Source organism: Sphingobacterium rhinopitheci, from assembly GCF_022627575.1.
Taxonomy (GTDB): domain Bacteria; phylum Bacteroidota; class Bacteroidia; order Sphingobacteriales; family Sphingobacteriaceae; genus Sphingobacterium; species Sphingobacterium rhinopitheci.
In genome coordinates this window covers 22,063-44,942 of sequence record NZ_JADEYQ010000013.1, presented here as the reverse complement: position 1 = coordinate 44,942, position 22,880 = coordinate 22,063, and the positions used below count along the sequence as shown (strand labels likewise).

General features: G+C 36.2%; 16 protein-coding genes. 15 read left to right on the top strand and 1 reads right to left on the bottom strand.

Features of this window, described 5'->3' with window-relative positions:
- The first annotated feature begins 31 nt into the window (after nucleotides 1-31).
- The 11 genes from IP023_RS11830 to IP023_RS11780 all read left to right on the top strand — a co-directional run bounded on the left by IP023_RS11830 (nucleotide 32) and on the right by IP023_RS11780 (nucleotide 17,145).
- Nucleotides 32-976 (top strand): dihydrodipicolinate synthase family protein, encoded by a 945-nt coding sequence (locus IP023_RS11830; protein WP_241790575.1) that lies wholly within the window; start codon nucleotides 32-34, stop codon nucleotides 974-976.
- Between the two features lie 90 nt (nucleotides 977-1,066).
- Nucleotides 1,067-2,266, top strand: a complete 1,200-nt coding sequence (locus IP023_RS11825; RefSeq protein ID WP_241790574.1) for an acyltransferase family protein — start codon at nucleotides 1,067-1,069, stop codon at nucleotides 2,264-2,266.
- A 44-nt stretch (nucleotides 2,267-2,310) separates the two neighbouring features.
- On the top strand, nucleotides 2,311-3,564 hold the full coding sequence (locus IP023_RS11820) for a purple acid phosphatase family protein (protein WP_241790573.1): 1,254 nt from the start codon (nucleotides 2,311-2,313) through the stop codon (nucleotides 3,562-3,564).
- 6 nt (nucleotides 3,565-3,570) lie between these two features.
- Nucleotides 3,571-5,319, top strand: a complete 1,749-nt coding sequence (locus IP023_RS11815; RefSeq protein WP_241790572.1) for a purple acid phosphatase family protein — start codon at nucleotides 3,571-3,573, stop codon at nucleotides 5,317-5,319.
- Nucleotides 5,320-5,323: 4 nt separating this feature from the next.
- Entirely contained in the window at nucleotides 5,324-6,499 is a 1,176-nt protein-coding gene (locus IP023_RS11810; RefSeq protein ID WP_241790571.1) for a sialidase family protein, read from the top strand.
- Between the two features lie 6 nt (nucleotides 6,500-6,505).
- Complete coding sequence (locus tag IP023_RS11805) at nucleotides 6,506-8,683, top strand: hypothetical protein (RefSeq protein WP_241790570.1); 2,178 nt, start codon at nucleotides 6,506-6,508, stop codon at nucleotides 8,681-8,683.
- A 133-nt stretch (nucleotides 8,684-8,816) separates the two neighbouring features.
- Nucleotides 8,817-9,863 carry a sialidase family protein gene (locus tag IP023_RS11800; protein ID WP_241790569.1) on the top strand — a complete coding sequence of 349 codons (1,047 nt, stop codon included), beginning with the start codon at nucleotides 8,817-8,819 and terminating at the stop codon, nucleotides 9,861-9,863.
- Nucleotides 9,864-9,905: 42 nt separating this feature from the next.
- The gene (locus IP023_RS11795; protein WP_241790568.1) at nucleotides 9,906-13,250 is read left to right on the top strand and encodes a SusC/RagA family TonB-linked outer membrane protein; all 3,345 of its coding nucleotides are present in this window, start codon (nucleotides 9,906-9,908) and stop codon (nucleotides 13,248-13,250) included.
- Nucleotides 13,251-13,272: 22 nt separating this feature from the next.
- Nucleotides 13,273-14,946: a SusD/RagB family nutrient-binding outer membrane lipoprotein gene (locus IP023_RS11790; RefSeq protein WP_241790567.1), complete on the top strand. Its 1,674-nt coding sequence runs from the start codon at nucleotides 13,273-13,275 to the stop codon at nucleotides 14,944-14,946.
- Between the two features lie 11 nt (nucleotides 14,947-14,957).
- Nucleotides 14,958-15,809, top strand: coding sequence for a glycerophosphodiester phosphodiesterase family protein (locus IP023_RS11785; RefSeq protein WP_241790566.1), 852 nt, complete (start codon nucleotides 14,958-14,960; stop codon nucleotides 15,807-15,809).
- Between the two features lie 94 nt (nucleotides 15,810-15,903).
- A complete protein-coding gene (locus IP023_RS11780; RefSeq protein ID WP_241790565.1) occupies nucleotides 15,904-17,145 on the top strand; it encodes a DUF3748 domain-containing protein in 1,242 nt (413 codons plus the stop codon).
- 9 nt (nucleotides 17,146-17,154) lie between these two features.
- On the opposite strand, the gene IP023_RS11775 is transcribed toward IP023_RS11780, so the two are convergent.
- A complete protein-coding gene (locus tag IP023_RS11775; RefSeq protein WP_241790564.1) occupies nucleotides 17,155-17,409 on the bottom strand; it encodes a VF530 family protein in 255 nt (84 codons plus the stop codon).
- A gap of 524 nt (nucleotides 17,410-17,933) precedes the next feature.
- On the opposite strand from IP023_RS11775, the gene IP023_RS11770 reads away from it, so the two are divergent.
- The 4 genes from IP023_RS11770 to IP023_RS11755 all read left to right on the top strand — a co-directional run bounded on the left by IP023_RS11770 (nucleotide 17,934) and on the right by IP023_RS11755 (nucleotide 22,754).
- Nucleotides 17,934-19,199, top strand: coding sequence for a TolC family protein (locus IP023_RS11770; RefSeq protein WP_241790563.1), 1,266 nt, complete (start codon nucleotides 17,934-17,936; stop codon nucleotides 19,197-19,199).
- Nucleotides 19,200-20,255: an HlyD family secretion protein gene (locus tag IP023_RS11765; RefSeq protein WP_241790562.1), complete on the top strand. Its 1,056-nt coding sequence runs from the start codon at nucleotides 19,200-19,202 to the stop codon at nucleotides 20,253-20,255. It begins immediately after the preceding gene.
- Nucleotides 20,256-20,260: 5 nt separating this feature from the next.
- A complete protein-coding gene (locus IP023_RS11760; protein ID WP_241790561.1) occupies nucleotides 20,261-21,838 on the top strand; it encodes an MFS transporter in 1,578 nt (525 codons plus the stop codon).
- 643 nt (nucleotides 21,839-22,481) lie between these two features.
- Nucleotides 22,482-22,754 carry a hypothetical protein gene (locus IP023_RS11755; RefSeq protein ID WP_241790560.1) on the top strand — a complete coding sequence of 91 codons (273 nt, stop codon included), beginning with the start codon at nucleotides 22,482-22,484 and terminating at the stop codon, nucleotides 22,752-22,754.
- The last annotated feature ends 126 nt before the right edge of the window (nucleotides 22,755-22,880 follow it).

Genomic DNA, 22,880 nt, shown 5'->3' with positions numbered 1-22,880 from the left:
GATATATACTATAACACTTCTATCAAATACTATGAATAAGAATAAAAAATTTATTCCTGTAATGCTCATGCCTTTTTTCGAGGATGGAAAAATTGACTATATGGCTTTAAGTCAGTTGATTGAGTTTTATTTAGCACATGGTGCGGCTGGTTTGTTTGCAAATTGTCTTTCTAGTGAAATGTATCATTTGACGCAAGAAGAAATGATACAATCGGTGTCATTTATTGTGAAGACAGTGGATGGGCGTGTGCCGGTAGTGGCGACAGGCACTTTTGAAGATACCATTGCCAATCAAGCCTCTTTTGTAAAAGAAATATACAATACCGGGGTAGAAAGTGTCATTGTAATTACCAGTTTGTTAGCCAAAGAGACAGATACGGAAGAGGTTTTTCAAGCTAATGTACATCAATTGCTTACCTTAACAGATGATATACCACTAGGATTCTATGAGTGCCCATTACCGTATAAAAGGATTATAGATCCTTCATTCCTAGGTCAATTGGTACAGTATGGTCGCATAAAATACCATAAAGACACTTCTTTGGATATAAACCATGTCGGCGCAAAATTGCTAGCGACACGATCGAGTGAAGATTTTGGCCTTTATGATGCTTATATGGTACATGCTGTAGATTCATTGTTGACAGGTTCTGCCGGCTTATCTTGTATTCAAGGTAATTATTTCCCGGAGTTAGTGGTATGGTTATGCAATAATTATAATAAAGAGGAGCAAATCAACAAGGTTCAAAAGGTGCAACATTTTTTTCAACGAAATATGGATGTAATGCATGATTCATATCCTACTTCAGCCAAATATATTCTTGGCAAGCGAAAATTGAAGCTTGGTGTTTATTGTCGAAACAGAAATTATGTCCTTGACGAAAAGGTGAAACAGGATCTTGACAATTTATACCTTGATTTTGAGGCTGTATGTAATCAATTAGGCATTGATACTTCTTTGTCAATGATAGCATGATATTACTTGTTTAATTAATATATTTAATCCTATAATTCTATTATACTGCCGCTCGCATCAATAATAGTTAACAACCAATAAAAACTAATTATGGCAACTAAACCACGCTATTTCTCGCTAGATGTATTTAGAGGAGCAACTGTAGCACTCATGATCTTGGTTAACAATCCAGGAACTTGGGACCATGTCTTCTCGCCCTTATTACATGCCCAGTGGCATGGATGTTCTCCTACAGATTTGGTATTTCCATTTTTTCTTTTTGCTGTAGGTAATGCTATCGCATTTGTATTGCCAGGGTTGAAGGAAGCGGGCGATGCTATTTTTTGGAAGAAAATAGGTAAACGAACGATTTTAATATTTTTAATCGGCTTATTCTTGAATTGGTGGCCATTTTTTGCATGGCAAAATGGGGCCTTGGTTTTTAGGGAGTGGGTAGACACTGCGGACTCAGCTTATGGCATACGGATATTTGGTGTTTTACAGCGTATAGCATTGGCCTATTTCTTTGCTAGTATAATCGCCTATTACTTCAAGCCCAAAGCTATCATGGTGATCGCGACAATTCTACTCGTCGGTTATTGGGGCCTTTGCTATGGTTACGGTGGAGCCGATCCTTATTCCTTGGGAGGCTATTTCGGTACTGCTGTTGATATTCAACTTGTTGGTGAAGCACATTTGTATAGGGGTGAAGGTATTGCTTTTGATCCTGAAGGGTTGATGAGTACCGTGCCATCAATCGTTCAGGCAGTATTTGGATACCTGGTAGGTTTGTTTATTAAGCAAAATGCTAAAGTAGATTGGCTATTTTCTAAAGTACCTTTTACGGAGGACAAGTATTTTAGAATGCTTTCGGCGATGATGGTTTCAGGCTTTCTTATTTTGGTACTTGGTTGGATATGGTCTTTGGGATTCCCTATTAATAAAAAGATATGGACGAGTTCTTATGTGTTGTATACAACGGGATTAGCAGTATTGACATTAGGCACTGTCATATGGTATGTAGAAGTCCAAAATGTTAGAAATAGCCTAACGAGTTTTTTTGTTGTTTTTGGCAAAAATCCACTATTTATATATATCCTAAGTAGTATGATCCCCAGTTTATTGGAAATTGTAATAGTCAATACTCCAAAAGGGGAGCTCAATGTTTGGGAGGCTTTTTATCAAAATATATGCTCTTTATTGCCTGGTCCGCCTGAAGTAGGTTCTTTGTTTTTTGCTTTAGTATTTCTGGTTATCATGTGGCTGATAGGTTATATGTTGGATAAACGCAAAATTTATATTAAAGTTTAATAGATCTACATCTTTTTATTCTCTAATTATTAACCCGACTTATTATGAAAAATTACAGCTTGTTGATTACGTCCATCATATGGCTACTTATTTGGCACCCATATAATGGAAAATGCCAAGTGACTGTCGATACCAAAGGTTATCCAGATCATATTATTTTGAATGTAACGGAGGATTTGACATCTACGGTTGCGGTCAATTGGCGTACCGATGAAACCCAACCAACAAGTAAAATACAGTTGGCTACAGAGAATTCATCCGCTAATATTGGGCACGATTGTAAGGAATTTATCGCTTTATCGGAGCCTTTGCACTATAAAGGGAAATCTCATTATTATCATTCCTTTACACTAGATGGCTTAGCAGAAGGCGTGATGTATGTATATCGTGTAGGGGAAGGCGATAAATGGAGTGAATGGATTAATTTTAAAACCATAAATTCCAAATCCCCAACATTTAAATTCCTTTACTTTGGCGATGTTCAAACCAATATAAAAAGCCTTTGGTCAAGGGTAGCTAGGCAGGCTGTAAAGACTATGCCGGATGCGCAGGTCGTATTGTATGCCGGTGATATCGTCAATAGAGGAAACAATTTGGATGAATGGGAAGATTGGTTTACCGCAACAGCGAATATGCATCAAAGCATACCTATCCTCGCAGCCGCAGGTAATCATGATCACGGGGATGATGATGCGGGCAATTATGGTATTTCAGCTTATTGGAATAAACAATTTAATCTTCCTTTGAATGGAATAGATGGTTTAAAAGAAACTTCTTATTATATTGATATTAATGATGTTAAGTTTGTGATTGTTAATACGGAACTGTTGGAAGAGTATGAATCTATCAAACAAAACCAATTAAAATGGTTGCAAGCAATTTTAAGCGCTAACACCCAAAAGTGGACTATTCTTGTGATGCATCATCCGATTTATTCAACCAAAAAAAATAGAGACAATAAAGAATTGCGGGAGCTTATCAAGCCATTGATAGATAGGTATAATGTGGATCTTGTATTGCAAGGTCATGACCATACTTATGCTAGGGGCAAGGATAAAATACCTATGGAGGACAACAAAATATCTAATGCCACCTACGTCGTAACAGTTTCTGGACCCAAATTGAGTGAAGTTCTTAGGGCTGATTGGATGGATAAATCGTACAGCTTTACACAGCTTTTTCATGCTGTAGAAATAACAGATAACGAACTTACTTTTTCTGCTTATAAATCTTCTGGTGAATTGGCGGATAAATTTGTTATCAGTAAATCAAATGGTATAAATACGATTATAGAATAGTCCATTATGTTGTGCAAAATAATCTATAAACCTATTATTAGCCTAATTACTTCACTTACAATAGTGCTATTGTATTCCTTTCAGGAACCTATTAATCCTATCCCTAAGACAATGGCGAATATTGTGCGTGATATCTATGCTAAAGGTATAGCAGATCGCTTCCAAAATATTAATCAGCATGATATTCTTGCTTATTTGGATGCTTCAAGCTTGCATATTTTGGCACATGAGTATTGGACATTTGATGTAAATACGGAGGTAGATGTTTTTGTGTGCCGTGACATTCAACAAAAAGAAGTGCCTTTTTGGTTGTTAAAGGATTCTTTTCAGCAGACCAAGGAGCTTATTAGCAATGAAAATGTCACGTATGAAGTATGGCGAAAGCGATTTAAAAAAGGCAAAGTAAATTTGGGGATCAATGGTTTTGATAGACATAGATATGTGTATTTTGTGGCTATTAAAGCGACAAATAAATCTATTGAACTAGCTATTAAACCTATATGGCCATTGGACCAAGTCGTCGAGCCTCTTTATGTAGGGAGTGTAATTTATAAAGATTGGGATGAGCTGACGGTCAATCAATTTACGCCTGCTTTAGAAGGGGCCTATATATTACCGACTTACCGCGGACGATCTCGTGAAGCACATTTAATCAAGGCCTTTAGGCAGACTGATTATCCTTCATCAAGTGTGCCTGATCAGCTATTGTTGTCTTGGATAGATGACCCGCAGACAAGTCAACATATAAGCTGGCGTACGCGCAATGATTTAGCTAGTTCTTCTTTTATCTATTGGCGCGAAGGTACGTTGGATACTTTGCAGGCAATGGTTGAAGTTCAAGAGATACATGATGTTATGTTAGTTAATGATCATATTGTTAATAGATTAAGTGTTTCTTTGACTGGCTTAGAGCCCAATACAAAGTATAATTATCAGTTTATTTCTAACGCTATTAAAAGCAAAGTTTATTCTTTTACAACAGCCCCTAAATCCAACGATTTTGAGTTTGGATGGTTTGGTGATATGCACAATGATCCGAGTTTGGGTCTTTTTATTCCACGATGGAAGAAGATGTTTCCTAATGCTAATTTTTATTTGCAAGCAGGTGATTTGGTGAATACCGGATTGTATAGAGATCATTGGGATATATTATGGAATGCCACGAAAAGCATCACGGACGAAAAACCATTTATGTCCGTTCCTGGCAACCATGATAGTCAAGAAGCATTGTTCCCGTGGATGTATTTATCATACCTCAAATTTCCTGCTAATGGCCCTTCACAGTTGCCCAAAGGATTAAGTTATACTTTTGATTATGGCAATACCTTATTTCTAATGGTTGATGCTGTTACTTTTTCGGCCAAGGAGCAAGAGGCATGGATCAGAGATGTATTGTCTTCGAGCACCAAGAGATTCAAAATCGTATTTTTCCATTTTGCACCGCATACATTTGAAAGTAGTTATGCGGATATCATCCAATATTGGCAGCCTCTATTTGTCAAATATGATGTTGATTTAATCTGCAATGGACATTTTCATTATTACCATAAGACAACCAATCCTTCTTTACCGCGATATATCATGTCTGTAGCTACAAAAAGAAAGGGCGAAGATATTGAAGGGGATGATGAGGCATATATTGTTCAGAAGGGATACCTGTATCAGCACGTAAAGATAAGCGATAGCTCCTTGGAATTATGTAGCGTGGACAGTCTAGGGCTGGTTATAGATCAATTTAAAATCAATAAAAACTAAAAATATGAAGCGAATACTTTTAACCTTTATTATGCTAACAAATGCATTGTTAGCTATTTGTCAAAACCAGCGTTTTGAGGTTGTAAATAGAAGTTTTATTTTTCCGCTACAGGAATTACATGTACACGGTAGTTCTATAGTTGAATTGCCGGGAGGTGATTTCTTAGCCGCTTGGTTTGAAGGAACTGGTGAGCGTACAGCGGATGATGTCAAGATAATGGGGGCCAAATATTCCTCCAAAACCAATACTTGGGGAATTCCTTACGTCCTTGCAGACACAGAGGGATTACCGGATTGTAACCCGGTGTTGTTTATGAATAAAGGGAAGTTGTTTTTGCTATGGATTGCGGTGCATGCTAATCGTTGGGAACAATCGATCTTACGTTTCAAAACGAGTACGGATTACGCTAATAATCAGGTGCAATGGTCTTGGCAAGATAATATATTCTTAAAACCTGACAGTAATTTTGTTACCGAAGTAAAAGCTAGATTTAAGGATCTTCCGGAAAGCCGGCAAGGATGGGCTGAATATGCGCCACGATACGATCAGATGATTATTAATGCTTCCGAGGATTTGACCAAACGTTCTTTTGGTTGGATGACGCGAATAAAGCCTTTAACACTTCATTCAGGACGAATATTGTTACCCTTATATTCGGATGGTTTGAATTTCTCTATGATCGCTTACTCCGATAATGATGGGGCTACTTGGAATGCGAGCTTGCCGATTGTAGGAAGAGGAAATATTCAACCTACATTAATAGAGAACGCTTCAGGTGATATAATCGCTTATATGCGTGATACTGGTGATGATCCTGCCTTGCTACAGACGAGTATTTCCAAAGATAAAGGAATTAGTTGGTCGGCAAATAAGGAAGTGAATATACCTAGTACAGCAAGTGTGGAGGTTGTTAAAGTAGCAAACAACAAGTGGTTATTGGTATTGAATGATATGGTAGAAGGGAGATCCAAGCTTTCATTGTATCTATCTAAAGATGAGGGTGCAAATTGGGAGAATTTAGGCCCTATCGTTGAAGACAAAAATAAAGAAGGAAGGTTTTCATACCCATCATTAATAAAAGCTGCTGATGGGATGGTACATCTTACTTATTCGCACCACAAAAAAGGTGATCTCAAAACTATTGAACACGTAATTATAAATCCTAATTCCATAAAATAAGAAATTATGAAAAAGCTATTTGTATTATCAACGTTAATGACGTTGACAGGATGTCTATTGGCGCAAGTGAAGCACAAAGACAAGCCTTATGCTCAAGAATATGCCATCAAGTATCAATCTTCATTCCCTTGTGTTGATGTGGAGTATGATCGTAATAACAATATCCAGTTGATCAGTAATGGAGGTATTAAGAAAATTACTTTTGGAGATTTGTTATTGCCGGGGCAGGTAGTGGAGGACAATTTATATCGTTTTATGAAGAATAAGCATATTGTGGATATCGTTCAAGTAGATGGTCAATTTGTTTACCTTGCTAAGGATGTTATCCTTAGCAATGCCTGGGCAGGGGATCTTTATATACCACATGATATCCTAAATCCAACAGGTTTTGTGCCCTTATCTAAAAGCGACTACCTCGTTTATAATGGCGATAAAATCCAATATATTAAAAATGCTAAGGCTGTGTGGGAGACTTCTTTGGATAAGTCCAAAATTATCGAAGTCATAGCAGATCCTAATGATGTATTTTTTTATATCCTTACAGATAAGGGTATTGACCAAGTTATGTTAAGTAATGGTAAACTTTCCTCCATCTATAAAGGACAGGGATTAGTATCCATGACGGCGCATGACAAAGGTTTTGTAGTCGCACATCAGAGCGATGGTTTATTGTTTTTTGAGCCTTCTTTTAAATTGATTCGTAAAGAGGACAAATTACCTTCTCTTGATTTGAATGTCGTCAGAAGTATACATGGTAACTTGTGGGTAGGTACGGCGCATGGTGCCTTTCGTATCAACCAGAAAGACGGCATCAAATATTATGCGAGCAAGCGCTGGCTTAATGATGACCATGTAGTAAACATTAAACCTGGGATCAATGATAATGTACTTATTCTGACCAAAGAAGGACTTTCTGATATTGTATCCAAGGAGATGACATTAGCAGACAAAGCAACATATTTTGAAAAACAAGTGCGTCATCGCCATATCCGTAATGGATTCAACTCGACCATATCAGGGATGAAAGATGGTAATATCTATACGGGATATCTAGGGGATTCTGACAATGATGGCTTGTGGACTTCGATGTATCTAGCTGCTCAAGCCTATAGATATGCTGTCACCAAAGATCCTGAAGCCTTACAAAATACGAAGGAATCATTGGATGCTATGAATCGCTTATTTACCATTAATCCTGTTAAAGGATTTGCGGCTCGTTCCTTTGAGCGTACCGGTAATAAAGAGCATTTGAGCGATCCTGAATTTTGGCAAAAATCATCCTCCAAAGACTGGGACTGGAAAGCTACAACAAGTAGTGATGAAGCCATTGGGCATATATTCGCTTATGGCGTAGTCGCTGAATTAATGGATGATAAGGCGGTGAAGAAGCAAGCTATTTCACTTATTGACTCCATGATGACGCATATTATAGACAACGATATGTACTTGGTCGATTATGACGGTAAACCTACCTTGTGGGGCAAATGGAATCCAGCATATGTAAATGGTTTTGCTAAAAATGTAGGCGATAGGAAATTGAATTCTTCTAATATAATAGCCATGCTACAGACGGCTTATCATTTTACTAAAAAAGAAAAGTTTAAAAACAAAGCTTTGGAGCTGATAAATAAGCATGGTTATTTGGACAACCTAATGATTCCGATGGAAGAGATCGGTAAATCCGACGGTACGCAGGATGATTTAAGTCAATTGTTGTCTAGTAGCTGGAATCATTCAGATGATGAGATGTACTTCTTGGGCTATTGGGGATTGTATCGTTATGCATTGAACGAGGACCTAAAAGAGAAATATAAAGAAGCAATCATCGACCATTGGAAAGCGGAGCTTCCTGAAAAAGATGCGTTATGGAATTTAATGACTGGAATAGTAGGGGTTGAGGATCCTGGTGTCGATGATGCGGTATGGTATTTACAAAAATATCCCTTGGATTTAATCCATTGGAATATAAAAAATAGTGAACGTAAAGATATAGTTAATATGCCTCAAAATTTTAGAAATCAATATACTAAAGATGTATTACCTCCAGACGAATTGAAAATATCTAGGCATAATGGCAATCGCTTCCAACTGGATGGTGGTAACTCCGGAACTGCCGAAAATAGTGCTGGCGATATTTGGCTCTTGCCTTATTGGTTGGGTCGTTATCTAGAGCTAATAGATTAATCATAATTATTTATCATCTCGTGTAAACATCTTGAATAAAGATGATAATTTGTTAGAAAAATACATCAATGTCATATATTAAATTTGATTCATATATTTCATTGTAACCAATTTGATACCTTAATCAAAAACTATGAGAACCCTAAATGTAACCCTCGTATTGCTGTGTTTGCTGTATATTGTAAACGCATGCACAGCAACCCGTAAAAAAGAAAATATAGTGACTTCTTCCTTTGTATTGCCTGAGGATAGACCTTTCAAACAAGCACATGCTTCTACTTTAGTATGCTTAGATAGTGGCAATTACTTAGTCGCCTGGTTTGGTGGTACCAAAGAAAAGGATGATGATGTCGGTATCTGGATGACTAAAGGTGATGGCGCAACATGGAGCTTCCCTGTTGAAGTAGCCAAAATCCGTGAGCAACCACATTGGAATCCCGTGCTATTTAAAAAAGAGAATGGTGAAATCATACTTTTCTTTAAGGTTGGTGCTGAGATAGCCATATGGGAAACATGGTACATCTCGTCTACAGATAATGGTCAAACATGGTCCAAGCCACAAGAATTAGTCGCTGGAGATCGTGGTGGACGTGGACCTGTCCGCAATAAGCCAATTGTATTATCCAATGGTGATTGGCTGGCTGGCTCTTCGGATGAGTCCGGATTATGGCGCTCTTTTGTGGATGTAAGCACGGATAAAGGTAATAGCTGGAACAAAAGTGAATTTATCGCTTTTGACACGACTGAGGTCAAAGGAGAAGGTATGATTCAACCTACATTGTGGGAATCGAACAATGGCAATGTACATATGTTATTACGAACCAGCGCTGGCGCAATATACCGGAGTGACTCCAAAGACTATGGAAAGACTTGGGGTAAGGCATATAAGACGGGATTACCTAATCCCAATAGCGGGATAGACTTAGTTAAATTGCATGATGGTAAGTTAGCATTGCTATATAATACGGATTCCAAAAATTGGGGTTCTCGAGCAGTTCTCAAATTGGCAATATCAGAGGATGATGGCAATACATGGAAAGATATATTGGATGTCGAGAATGGTGTCAAAGGGGATGAGTTTTCTTATCCTGCTATAGTGTCTTGTGGGGATGAGATTGCACTTACGTATACTTGGAAGAGATCGAATATTATGTTTAAAAGAGTAAAACTCAACGAATAGTAAAAATAAATTTACTTCATTATTAATTTATTGAAACCAATTATGAAAACACTCATTATTCCTTTTCGAAGCTGGAATTATATCTTGGCTTTGTTAATTCTAGTTATGGGATACGGTTCCGCTAAATCTCAACAACAGGATATCCAAATTAGCGGGGTTGTAAAATCTTCCGTAGACGGCACTCCTTTAGTAGGTGTCAGTATCACGACTAACGAATCTGCACGTACTGCGATGACGAGTACAGGAGGTATATTCACCTTGAATATTTCTCCTGCTGATGTATCTATCGCTGTTTCCTATGTAGGTTATGAAACAGAAAATGTAAATATTGGGGGCCAGAAGGTTTTTGATATCCTTATGAAACCTAGTGCAGAAAGTATCGAACCTGTTGTGGTCACAGCATTAGGTATTAAACGTGCAGAACGATCCTTGGGTTATTCTGTTGGTAAAGTAGATGGCGAGAGTTTGAATAATGTAGTTCAAGAAAATCTATTGGGTGGGATAGCTGGAAAAGTACCCGGTGTGACACTCAATCAAACAGGAGGTGTGGGGTCTTCCATAAGTATGGTTATCAGAGGGGCTACTTCTTTAAGTTCGGACAATCAGCCCTTATATGTAGTAGATGGTGTGCCTATTGTGAGTGGCTTGAGAAATGTAAGCAACTTTGGTAGTGATAGAAATGAGGTGGACTATGGCAATCCTATTTCCGATATTAATCCTGATGATGTGGAGAGTATTTCGATTCTCAAGGGACCAAGCGCGGCAGCGTTATATGGTTCTAGAGCAGGTAACGGTGTTGTACTTATTACGACCAAATCCGGTAAATATGGTCAAAAAACAACGGTTAATTTTTCTACAAACAATGTATTTGAAAAGCCTGTTCGCTTCTTGAACTTTCACTACAAGTTTGCAAATGGTACTCGCCCAGGTGGAATATTGGCCGAAAATTCGGCTTATTGGGCAGGGCCAGAATTAGATAAAGGCAATCTCGCAGTACAGTGGAATAGCCCTTTGGATGCTAATGGTAACAAAATACCTACAGAGTTGAAATCCTATAAGGATAACATGAAAAATTTCCTTGGTACAGGGATTACATCTTCTAATAATGTTTCTGTAACGGGGGCTGGTTCAAAAATGCTATACCGTTTTTCGGTTAACAACATGAATCATAAAGGGATGATTCCTAATAGTAATTTATATCGTAATGGTCTTGCTGTAAATGTAAATTATTCTTTGCTTGATAATTTAAAAATATCTACCAATATAAATTATGTACGTTCCAAATCTAACGATATGCCGGCAACAGGTAATAGAGCTTCTAATCCATTGCAAGCGGTTTATAACTATTCCAATGTCAATGTATTGGATTTACAGAATTATTGGGTTCCAGGACAAGAAAATTTACAACAATTACAAGTTGCAACAGGTAAAGACAATCCTTATTTCTTAGCTTATGAATTAACGAACGCCTTTAATAGGGATCGAATTTTTGGTAATATTAAGCTGGATTGGGAGATCAATGAACATTTTACTGCTTTCCTAAGAGCAGCGGAAACAAATTCTGTAGAAAAAAGAGAAACAAAGATCCCCTATAGTTATAGTAGAGATTTAAAAGGTGGATATCACCTTCAAGATTTGCAAAATAGAGAAGATAATATAGATTTTTTGTTTACCTATAATAGTCTTGATAAAATTCCGGACTTCAACTATTCGGTGTCTGCTGGTGGTAATTATATGTACCAATACAATACAGATTTTTATGCGGGCTCACGACGCAATGCTGGGCTGACTGTTCCGGGGGTATACCGACTTTCTAATATTCCTTCAGCAGGATTAGATGTGGGTAATGGCGAGTACCAAAAAGCGATATATAGTATATATGCACTAGCTAATTTGGGGTACAAGAACCAGATATTCCTCGACTTAACAGCACGTAATGATTGGTCTAGTACATTACCTATTGAAAATAGATCTTACTTCTATCCTTCAGCATCTTTCAGTTGGGTAGCAAATGAAACCCTAAAATTACCTTCATACATCTCTTTATTGAAATTGAGAGCTGGTGTTGCGCAAGTTGGTAATGATACAAATCCGTATCAGATAAATCCTATATTATCGACCGGAAGATGGGGTGATTTGATATATATGCAATTGCCAGAAACGTTGTTGTCCTCAAATCTAAAACCTGAAATAGCAACATCATCCGAATTCGGAGTAGATTTTAATTTGTATAATAATAGATTGCGTTTTGAAGGTACTTATTATGATGTCGTAAACAAAAATCAAATCCTTCCAGTTACCACACCGCATTCTTCTGGATACTCTTCAAAATTAATTAACGCGGGTAAATTACAAAGTAAGGGATGGGAATTTGCCATTGGAGGAACACCAATCCGTAAATCAAATGGTCTCGTATGGGATGTCAATATAAACTTCTCTAATACAAAAACACGTATCCTCGAACTTGCACCTGGTATTGACTACTACGAGTACTGGACGGATAATAGCTCTGGTGCGATGACATGGGTAGGTGAAGAGGTAGGTAATCTGTATAGCCGTGGATATGCAAGAGTAAAGGATGAGAACTCTCCTTATTATAATTGGCCTATTTTAAGTAAAGATGGGGAGTGGATTCAAGATAACGCTGTAGAAAACAGAATTAAAGTAGGTAATTCGAATCCTAAGTTCTTAGCTGGTATGCAACAAAGCTTCAGTTATAAAAATTTCCATTTAGGATTTAGCTTGGATTGGAGATATGGTGGTCAATTCTTGTCTTATACGTATCGTTATGCTGGTTCGGATTGGAAATCCCAAATTCAGTTAGATAAAATGATTCCCGGAGGAAATATGTCGCCTGATGAGCTCGTGCAATTATTAAAATCTGACCCTAGCCAATATATAATTCCACACAATGGAAATTTCCCTAAGGTAGGTGGTTTGACACAAGAAACAGGTGGTTTTTACCTCAAAGAGGGCAATGTGGAAGGTTATGATGGTGTATTTATCCCTGGTGTTATCGCTCAATATGATGCCGATGGTAAGCTAATCGGTTACAAGGAGAATTTAGGCGGTACTGGAACGATGCTTCTTCCTGCATATGATTCTTTCGCGTGGAATTATAATCAAGAGGTAACTTTTGATTCTGACTTCGTCAAACTTAGGGAGTTAACTTTAGGCTACGATATCAAAAATATTAAACACATTAGCAATCTTAGAGTTTCCGTCTTTACACGAAATATAATCTTGTGGACAAAAGCTAATATTGGGATAGATCCCGAAAGAGCTTATCAAGCAGATGTGAATAGAGGCTTTAAACAAGGGATAGAAATGCAAAACGTTATGCCTTGGACGCTACCTTTTGGTTTTAAATTAGATTTTACATTTTAAGAAATTATTAGTGATGAAAAATATGATAAATAAAAGTATTGCAGTTGCTATTTCTTTAATTCTATTAGGAGGATGTGGAAAGCAATTGACGGATTTGAATGTCAATCCGAATGGTGTTGATCCGAGCAATGCCAATGTGAATATTATGTTACCTGGGTTATTGTCTAAAATATCAGGGTATTATGCCGAATTGGACAATTCCGTAACAAGCGGTGTTGTACAGCATATGCAAGAGGATGGTTGGTTTACTGCATATAACCATTATGTATGGGCTAATAGGGATTGGGGAAATTGGTATAGTACACTTAGAGATAATGAATTAATGCTGAGTACTGCTCAGGCGGGAGGTTTTCCAATGCATGAAGGGATAGGTTATGTATTACGTGCATTTTCATTTGGCAATGTGACCGATTTATGGGGTGATGCACCATATATAGAAGCTTTGAGCGCTACCAAAGATATCATAAAACCTAAATACGATGGGCAGGAGGTAATCTATAAGGGTATTTTGGAAGACTTGAAGAAGGCTGCTGTTATATTCAAGAATAATACCAATACAGGAATTATAGCTAATAATGATTTAGTGTATCAAGGGAATATTAATAAATGGCATCGATTGGCTAATTCGCTGATACTAAGGTATGCTATGCGTCTGTCTGAGAAATTGCCTGATCTAGCAAAGTCTTATATACAAGAGGTATATGCCGAAGGTATTTATATAGAAAGTATTGCTAATGAAGCTAGCGTACAATATTTAGGAAATACCAGTGCTGACTCTTGGTATCTTGCAGCGCAATTTGATTCCGAAGGTAGTGGATTTAGACGTCGGAAAATTGCGAAGCCATTTATTGATAAATTATTGTCATCTAATGACCCTCGTCTTACAGTTTGGGTGGCTCCTGTACATTGCCAATGGGTCGAGGATTATACTTTAACAGTAGCTGTAGAGCCTTTTGTCCGTAAAGATGGCGTACCACAAAGCTATGTATCCTTGACTGATGTACAGTACTTAGCAGAAATATCGACTGGAGCAAAATTTACAAGACGTTACAATCCAACGCTATATGGTAGCAAATTGGACACTGGACTTTATGTTGGTATTCCAGTAGGGGAAATAGCACCTGATAGTTATAATAATAATCCTACTCCTGGTCAAGTCGTCGAAAATCAACACGTCTCTCAATTGACATCGATGTATAAAGCTAATACTGGTGAGTATTTGAAACGTAGACTTGCAACAGCGGCAGAGACCTTATTTATATTAGCTGAAGCTGCGCAAAGGGGATGGATAGGAGGCAATGCCGAAACATTTTATAATGATGGAGTAAAACTATCACTGCAGGCATGGGGCAAAGAGAGTGCATACAGTACATTTATAGTTGATTCTAATGTAAAATATAATGGCTCATTGCAACGTATTATCGAACAAAAATGGATCGCTAGCTGGAATTGTTCTGTGGAAGCATGGATGGATTTTCGTAGGACAGGATATCCTGCGATCGTAGCCGGCCCTTCCTCTGCAGAACCTGTCGTTCCAGTACGGTTTATATATGGTAATAATGAGCTATTGGCCAATGAGGATAATGCCAATGAGGCTATTGCTAACCTTCAAGAAACTCCGTATTCTAATGTACGTGGTAGAAATAGCCAATGGTCGAAGCCATGGTTGTTACAGGGAACAAATAAACCGTGGTAAATACGAGAATTATGAAAATCTACGCTATGTGTGCCATTGTGTTGCTGTTTTTTGCCTCTTTTATTCCTAAACCGAATTCGGAGACAATACCAATTATGCCTGAAGATAATATTTGGGTCGTTGCTCATCGCGCTTTAACGGGTCTTGATCAATGGCCCGAAAATTCGATAGCAACTATAGAGTCCTGCATTAAGCACAATATTGCAATTATTGAAATAGACGTTAGGGAAACTAAGGATGGACATTTGGTTATCATGCATGATAAAAATATCGATCGTACTACAACTGGAAAAGGACCTGTTAAAGATCTTACTTTAGCGCAAATCCGTGGATTTAATCTTAGTCATAAGGGGGAAGTAACCACTGAGCGTGTTCCTACTTTAGAAGAGGTATTTAAACTAATCAAGGGTAAGCGCATTTATGTAGATCTTGATGTTAAAATGGACAGCTTAGCATCTTACACAAAAATTGCTCATTTAATAAAGCAGTATAAGATTGAAGATCAAATTATTGTTTTTTCTTATGATAATAATGAAATTGAGCCTATGCACAAAATGTTCCCTCATGTGAGTGTGATGCCACGTGTTCGATCATTTAGTGAAATTCAGAATGTAACAAAATATGATTTTATAAATATCATTCATATCGATGAAAACTGTTACGACGATCAATTAATGCAAATGCTCATTAGGAACAAAAAACGAATATGGATGAATACTTTAGGAAAATATGATGACTTAGAAAAAGAAGGGCAAAATGGTTTTCAAAGCTTTTTTCGAACCTATCCCAATGTGAATGTAGTACAAACGGATCTTGCAGTTCAGTTAATAGAATTTTTGAAAGATAAAGGTTTAAATAATTAGTACTTCGAGAAAGATATATTGTTTTAGGCCATGGTTTATTTATTTAAACCTTGGCCTATTTATTTGCTTATCTTGCCGCGGCAAAGAGAATATTATGAATAAAGAGTTTTTTATCAAACAGCTTACACACGCACAAATGGGGCATATGCTTCATCACAATTCCGTGTTTTCAGCAGATGGTCAATGGATCGTATTTGATGGGCGCAATGATGATACTAAAATAGGTGAAACATCGACAATTGGGATTGTAAACATATTGACAGGTGAAGAGTTAATTATTTATAAAACACCCAATCAAACTATATATGGACCAGGAGCGGGGGCAGTTTCATTTAGCCCTATCGAAAACGTCGTTGTATTTATACATGGCCTATTGGATGCTAATAAAGATAAACCTTATGCTATTTCTCGTAGGTTTGCGATGGCTGTGGACATCACTAATCCATATTTAGGTGTCACTTTGGATGCTAGAGATGTAATCCCTCCGTATACTGCTGGTTCCCTACGCGGTGGTACGCATTCGCACTGTTGGAGTCCCGATGGCACAATGTTGAGCTTTACTTATAATGATGAGTTTGTAGATGCTGATCTCCGTCATGTTGGCGTGATGATAACTACAGATCGTGCTGTCCATGTACCACATGCACAAGGAAATTATGACGGACAGAAGTACGCTGCTTTACTAACTACACTACAAAGACAGCCCAGCTGGGGCTCTGATGAAATATCCAAAGCTTTTGACGAATGTTGGATAGGTATTAACACGTCAAAAATAGCCTTTCAGGGACATACACGAAATAAAAATGGAGATATTATTACCGAAATATATACCGTAGATATTGATGCTAATCTTATTTTGTCTGATGAAAATGCGGTAGGTAAGAATGGTACATTGCCCCAAGTACCCAAAGGTATAGTTCAAAAACGCTTATCTTATACTAATAAAGGGCTTTCTGATATCAGGCACTGGCTTCGCTCGAGTGCTGATGGTAAATATATATATGCACTTGCTAAAGATGAGGATAATAACAATCAAATTGTGCAGTGTGCCGTTGCTACGGGGGATTATAAATACATCACTGATTATAAATTCTCTATAAACTCGCCTATCAATATAGATCCTAGTGGAGAGAAAATAACATTTGTGGCGAACAACAATGTGTATTTATATGACCTTCAAAAGGAAAAAACGATAAAGCTGACTAACTATTCTTTGGAAGATTCACACATTATTGGTGCACCTGTATTTAGTCCAAAAGAAAATATAATAGCCTTTAACCAATTTGAAACTGTAGATGGACAAACCAACCTACAAATTCGATTGATTTATTTTTAATAATTATTATTATAAACGATCAAAAACTGCTAAATACAATAACTCAACTTCTTTGCGTGCCCAAGGTGTTTTACGTAAAAATGCTAATGAGGATTTAATTGATGGATTTACATTGAAACAACGAATGTTTATTTCTTGACCCAATCCTTCCCATCCCTCATAATAGGCAAGAAGCTCCTCGAGTATTGTATCTAATCTTTTTCCGTGTAAAGGATTATTTTTTTGTTCCATATTCCCAAAAATAGGGAAATATTTTGAACTCATCTCGCATTAGCATGAAAATATAGGCTCAAAACATGATTGTATCCTGCTTGATTGGTTATTGGTTGCTGAAGTTTCCCTAGATGTAATTAGTCGAATAATGTGTAAACTATTTAAAAATTTCCTGTGTTTATATGGATAGTTTTATAGCCAATCGAATAGATTTTAATTCGATATTGGAAATTTAATGCTCATATCATATTTAATATTAATTAATTCTTTGTGAATAAAATTTAATTTGTTAATGATAATTTGCTTCTTTTAGATTAAGTCTGCTGGTATTTTATTTTAATTCCATTTAGTGTAAATGAAGTAACTTATTCAATATGCTTGTGGAGTTAAATTATGTTAAAGAAAGTTAAAATGGCAGTAATGTCGTGTTTTGGCAGAAATTACATAATTTATGTCAATTCAAGTAAAGTTTTTAGTCTTTTTAGTGTCTAAGTTTGCACGCATAATTTAAATAAACAGTAGTGAACTTTAATACACCCTACATAGGGAAAAGATGTATCGCCTTTGGGATAAGTATGTGTATCTCGGCCTCAGCTTTTGCAGTAGATTCTCTAAGAGTTTCTATGGATGATGTTCTTCAAAAAGCATTGTTAAACAGTAAATATATTGAAAGAGCTCGTCTAGAACTCAAAGAACAAGAGATTCTTGTGCAACAAAAAAGATCTGATTTATTACCTAAAATTTCTTTAAGAGGATCTGCCAGTTACGCCACGAATATGCCTATATATGAAAACGGTATTTTTAATAAACCTGCTCAACATGATGTTATCCATTACCTTTACGATACAGGGGCTGATTTCTATTTAAATCTTTATAACGGTCATCGTGATTTAATGAGTATTAAATCACAAAAATTAGTCAAAGAAATCGCTAATATTGATTGGTTAGCAGCATCGGGTAAAATAAAAATGGATGTATGTAATTTATTTTTAGACCTTCAATTGTGTTACAGCAATAAGGATTTAATAATGAATGATATTGCGGACCAAAAGGAACAACTGAAGGAAGTAAAGAACCTATATAAAGCAGGTGCGGTCTTGCATAGTGATGTTTTGCGTATTGAATTAGAATTATCAAAACGTGAAATGCTCCTGATAAAAATCAAAAATGATATCCAAGCAACAAATAAAGAGCTTCAACTGATCACTGGTATCGAAGAAATAATCGTACCATCGAAACATGTTTTTGATAAAACGCTGCTCGATTTTGGTGAGATGTTTGCGGAAGCGAAAAAATCTGCTTTTATCTTGCAAAGATCCGAACACGAAGTTAATTTAAAAAAAATTGCCATAAAACAAGCCGAATCTAACTACCTCCCAACTGTTGGCTTTACGGGAACCTACACCTTCGCAAACCCCCAAATTTTCTTATATCCTTACAACGATAGCTGGTACAGTCTTGGAATAATAGGTTTGAAAGCTTCTATCCCTATATCTGCAATTTATAACAATAAGAATGTGGTTCGTGCTAGTCGCGTATCATACGATAAAGAGAAAGTAAATCATCATCATGAAGAAGAAATAATTGAGAACAAACTCTTGAAAGCACATCTTGATTACAAGTTAGCTATTGAACAAAAGGAAGTATGCCTTAAGAATGTAGATTTAGCCAAAGAAAATGCGAGGATTATCAAAAACCGCTATTTCAAATCTGCTGCTTTAGTTACGGACCTATTAGATGCAGATATGCAATATTTACAAACATTGTTTGAGTTAGAATCTGCTACCGTAGCGATTCAAAAACATTATTATTTTATTGAATTTATAAAAGGTACTATTTAAATGAAACCTAAATCTGAAAAATTTTTAACAGACCAAAAACTGACACTTATCACCAATATATTAGCAGGTATTATTTTATTAGTTTTATTGTTCTGGGGAGGAAAAATGCTGTGGCAAAGAGTGATGTATACCTATACGAATGATGCTCAGGTGACTCAGTATATAAATCCCGTGATAGGGCGTATTGGTGGGTATGTTGTATCTGTTAATTATGTAGATAATCAGGAAGTTAAGCGTGGGGATACATTGTTAGTAATCGACAATAAAGAATATAAGTTTGAAGCTGATCAAGTAACTGCTTCCATCAAACGTGAGGAAGCTGAGATTCATGTTTTATCTTCTCAAAAGCAAATATTACAACAAGAACACGAGTCGCTAAAAAAATCTATTATTGCTGCTGAAGCCAAATTAAATAAGCAACAATTAGAATATAATAGATATAAATATTTGTATGAAGAGAAATCTGCAACTGCCCAACAACTCGAAGACGTAGAAGCTAAGCTTGATATTTATAAAAGTGAATTGCAAGCGCTGAATCATCAATTGGAGGCCTCACATGAGCGTGTAGCTGATGTAGAGGTGAAAAAAGGGGTAATAGGAGCCGAAAAAAGTAGGTATGCCGCAGCTGCAGGGCGCAAAGATCTTGATGTCGGCTATACCGTCATCCGTGCGCCATATGATGGTATCATGGGCAAGCGTACCATTGAAAAAGGCCAAATGATAACTGCTGGTGAAGTTTTGGGATTTATTGTAAATAAAGAAACACCAAAATGGGTAACAGCTAATTTTAAAGAAACACAGCTGAAAAATCTCGCTGTTGGTGACAAGGTTGAAGTGATGGCTGATGCTTATCCAGATCAGGTATTCTCGGGCAAGATTATCTCAATTTCGCCGGCTACAGGATCTTCGTTCTCTTTATTACCTCCAGATAATTCAACTGGTAACTTTGTCAAAATAGTACAACGTGTACCCGTTCGTATTGAGCTCAATAAAGGACAAGAAGAAGATAAATTACGCTCAGGTATGAATGTCAATGTTTCTGTTCCTAATAAATAAGTAAGGTGAAAGACATATTCAAAGAATGGGTACCCGAATGGCTTATTAAGATAATCCTTTTTAGTGGATTAATGCCGAGTATGGTATTGTTCTTTTTGCCCGGTGCCAATATCAATGTAACAGCTGGATATTATGGCTGTCAGCCATCTGATGTACAATTGTTAATAGCATTGTTTTATGCCGGATTTGTAGGTTTCTATATTCTTGAACGTAGATTCTTTGAGTTTTTTTCGGCAAAGCAGTATTACATAATTTTCAATATTGTACAGATTGTCAATTGTATACTTATGTATTCTGTTAAAAGTGTAGAATGGATATTTTTCCTTCGTTTTTTTCAGGGAATGATATTTGCCTCGGCAGTAAACCTTTCTATATCCATGATATTCTCAAGGCTGAAGAGTGAAAGAGCTAAGGAATTAAGCTATTCTATTTTTTTCTGTCTGCTATTATGTAGCTCACCATTCAACACATTTGTAACTGCGGATTTTATTGACTCTTTCAATTTTGATGAGATTTATTTTTATGCCGCCATATCATTTGTTCCGGGATTGTTGATGGTTTTACTAACGATGAAACCTAATAGGCACAAAAGGCCATATCCCTTGTTTTCTTTGGATTGGGCTAGCTTTATATTATATAGTTTACTCATGATTTCTGTGGGCTATATGATGATATATGGTCAAGAGGTATATTGGTTTTATGATAATAAGATGCTCTATGCATTGCTACTAGCAATAGCTGTAACTATAGTTTTTGTAATCAGACAATTTGGTTTAAAACGTGTTTATTTACATTTAGATATCTTTAAAAGTAGAAATATGCTTTTAGGAATGATGGTATTGTATATGATGTATATTGAGCGTTTCTCCTTAACTATTGCAAATCAATATTTTTCACAGGTTCTAAATTTAGACCCTTTAAATCTGTCTTATATTCAATGGTTTAATATACTAGGAATCGTCCTTGGTGTCACTATTTCTTTTTATTGGATTTCAGCACAGCGTTCTGTCAAGTGGTTATGGTCTTTTGGTTATTGTAGTTTGCTATTGTTTCATCAGATTATGTTTTTCTCTTTTGAAAGTGATGGTAATGACTATTATTTCTACGTACCATTAATAATTCATGGGATAGGAGTAGGTTTAATTATGGTACCTACGATATTATTTGTTATATCTAGTGTCAAAACCAAGTTTGGAGCCTCAGCTGCTGCGGTTTGTTTAGCTGTTCGATATTTAGGTTATATTTCTAGTATTGGCCTTCAGAATTTTTTTAAATTGTTTGAAACATCTCAACATCAAGTTGCATTTAGTGATAATCTTGGGAAGAATAATCCAATCTTATTACAATATTTGAATAAGGCAACATCAGAGGTCGCTGAGAATGGATTGACATATAAAGAACATGCTGCCTCACTAAAACTTATTGCCCAGCGTGTACGCAATGAATCTTTTATTCGTTATGCTATGGACTACTACGAATTAATGTCAATCATTTCTATTTGCTTATTGTTGTTAATTTTGTTATCTCCTTCTTTGAAAACTATGTATAAGAAACTAAAAACAAATCTGGTATCCCCAGCATAGCTTCTGTTAAGCTTATTAACTATTTTGAAAAGAGGATATATTTATTTTTGCACCTCTAATTTTATAATACTTAGTACTTTTTAATCAGAGGTGCCATTTTAAAAAATGCTGAGCTAAGTATCTGATTGAAAAAGCAATCGTCTTTGTATATCCTAGATGGAATTCATTATCTGCTTATTGGTGATAATCATGTCCATAATGCCGTTCGTTCCATTGTCTTTCGACGTAAAAACTACACCTTCGCAGGGAAACCATGAGGCTGCATAGTGTGCCTCAATGATGTATTTATTTTTTGCTATCTGCCAGAAATAGGAGGAATATCCATTTCAGTGGCATGAACCTAGCATAGTGAAATATCATTTCCATAAACTACAAAAATAAAGAATCTATATCCACAGATCTATTAACAAATTACGGAATATTCAAACATATGGTTTATAGGGCGGATACTTTCTGTCAATTGAAAATTATTTTTCTTCTTGATGAAACAATTGATTCATTATCGTTATTTAATATAACAAGAAATATTGGTGAGTAGGGGGAAATACAGTGAATATAAACTCTTTATTCTACCTCCATATTAACCTTTGAATTTAGCAGATTGAATGGTGGTATATAAACATTATAACACATAATATAAACTATGAAGTTTGAAAAATTAACACATTCTAATTTAAAGATATTAAAATCCAAAGGATTCAACGTTCTTACCTCTAACAATAATTTAATAGGGGAAACTGTGGTTTGGTTTCCCGAACGTGTAAATGATATTTTTGATTATTTGATAGCTATTGATATTAATTATATTATTCCTCAGCAAGAATTTGATATCCTTGTGATCGATGATGCCCTCAGAGATATGGATGAAGAGCAATTAATTGGCGATGTATTTTTAGCTTATCATGAAAAAGTATGATATACAGCTTTGCAGTTAACAATACTATAATTAACATTTAAAATTTATATGAATTGTTGATCATATGGGTATTAACAGTTGCCTTATTAGCCTTATGAAAAGTTAAAGAGGTGGAAATGGCTGACA

Coding starts and splice junctions, on each gene's coding strand:
- IP023_RS11820 (WP_241790573.1), top strand. CDS start 2,311: ATGAAAAATTACAGCTTGTTGATTACGTCCATCATATGGCTACTTATT.
- IP023_RS11795 (WP_241790568.1), top strand. CDS start 9,906: ATGAAAACACTCATTATTCCTTTTCGAAGCTGGAATTATATCTTGGCT.
- IP023_RS11790 (WP_241790567.1), top strand. CDS start 13,273: ATGATAAATAAAAGTATTGCAGTTGCTATTTCTTTAATTCTATTAGGA.
- IP023_RS11810 (WP_241790571.1), top strand. CDS start 5,324: ATGAAGCGAATACTTTTAACCTTTATTATGCTAACAAATGCATTGTTA.
- IP023_RS11825 (WP_241790574.1), top strand. CDS start 1,067: ATGGCAACTAAACCACGCTATTTCTCGCTAGATGTATTTAGAGGAGCA.
- IP023_RS11830 (WP_241790575.1), top strand. CDS start 32: ATGAATAAGAATAAAAAATTTATTCCTGTAATGCTCATGCCTTTTTTC.
- IP023_RS11775 (WP_241790564.1), bottom strand. CDS start 17,409: ATGAGTTCAAAATATTTCCCTATTTTTGGGAATATGGAACAAAAAAAT.
- IP023_RS11765 (WP_241790562.1), top strand. CDS start 19,200: ATGAAACCTAAATCTGAAAAATTTTTAACAGACCAAAAACTGACACTT.
- IP023_RS11805 (WP_241790570.1), top strand. CDS start 6,506: ATGAAAAAGCTATTTGTATTATCAACGTTAATGACGTTGACAGGATGT.
- IP023_RS11800 (WP_241790569.1), top strand. CDS start 8,817: ATGAGAACCCTAAATGTAACCCTCGTATTGCTGTGTTTGCTGTATATT.
- IP023_RS11780 (WP_241790565.1), top strand. CDS start 15,904: ATGAATAAAGAGTTTTTTATCAAACAGCTTACACACGCACAAATGGGG.
- IP023_RS11755 (WP_241790560.1), top strand. CDS start 22,482: ATGAAGTTTGAAAAATTAACACATTCTAATTTAAAGATATTAAAATCC.
- IP023_RS11785 (WP_241790566.1), top strand. CDS start 14,958: ATGAAAATCTACGCTATGTGTGCCATTGTGTTGCTGTTTTTTGCCTCT.
- IP023_RS11815 (WP_241790572.1), top strand. CDS start 3,571: ATGTTGTGCAAAATAATCTATAAACCTATTATTAGCCTAATTACTTCA.
- IP023_RS11770 (WP_241790563.1), top strand. CDS start 17,934: ATGTGTATCTCGGCCTCAGCTTTTGCAGTAGATTCTCTAAGAGTTTCT.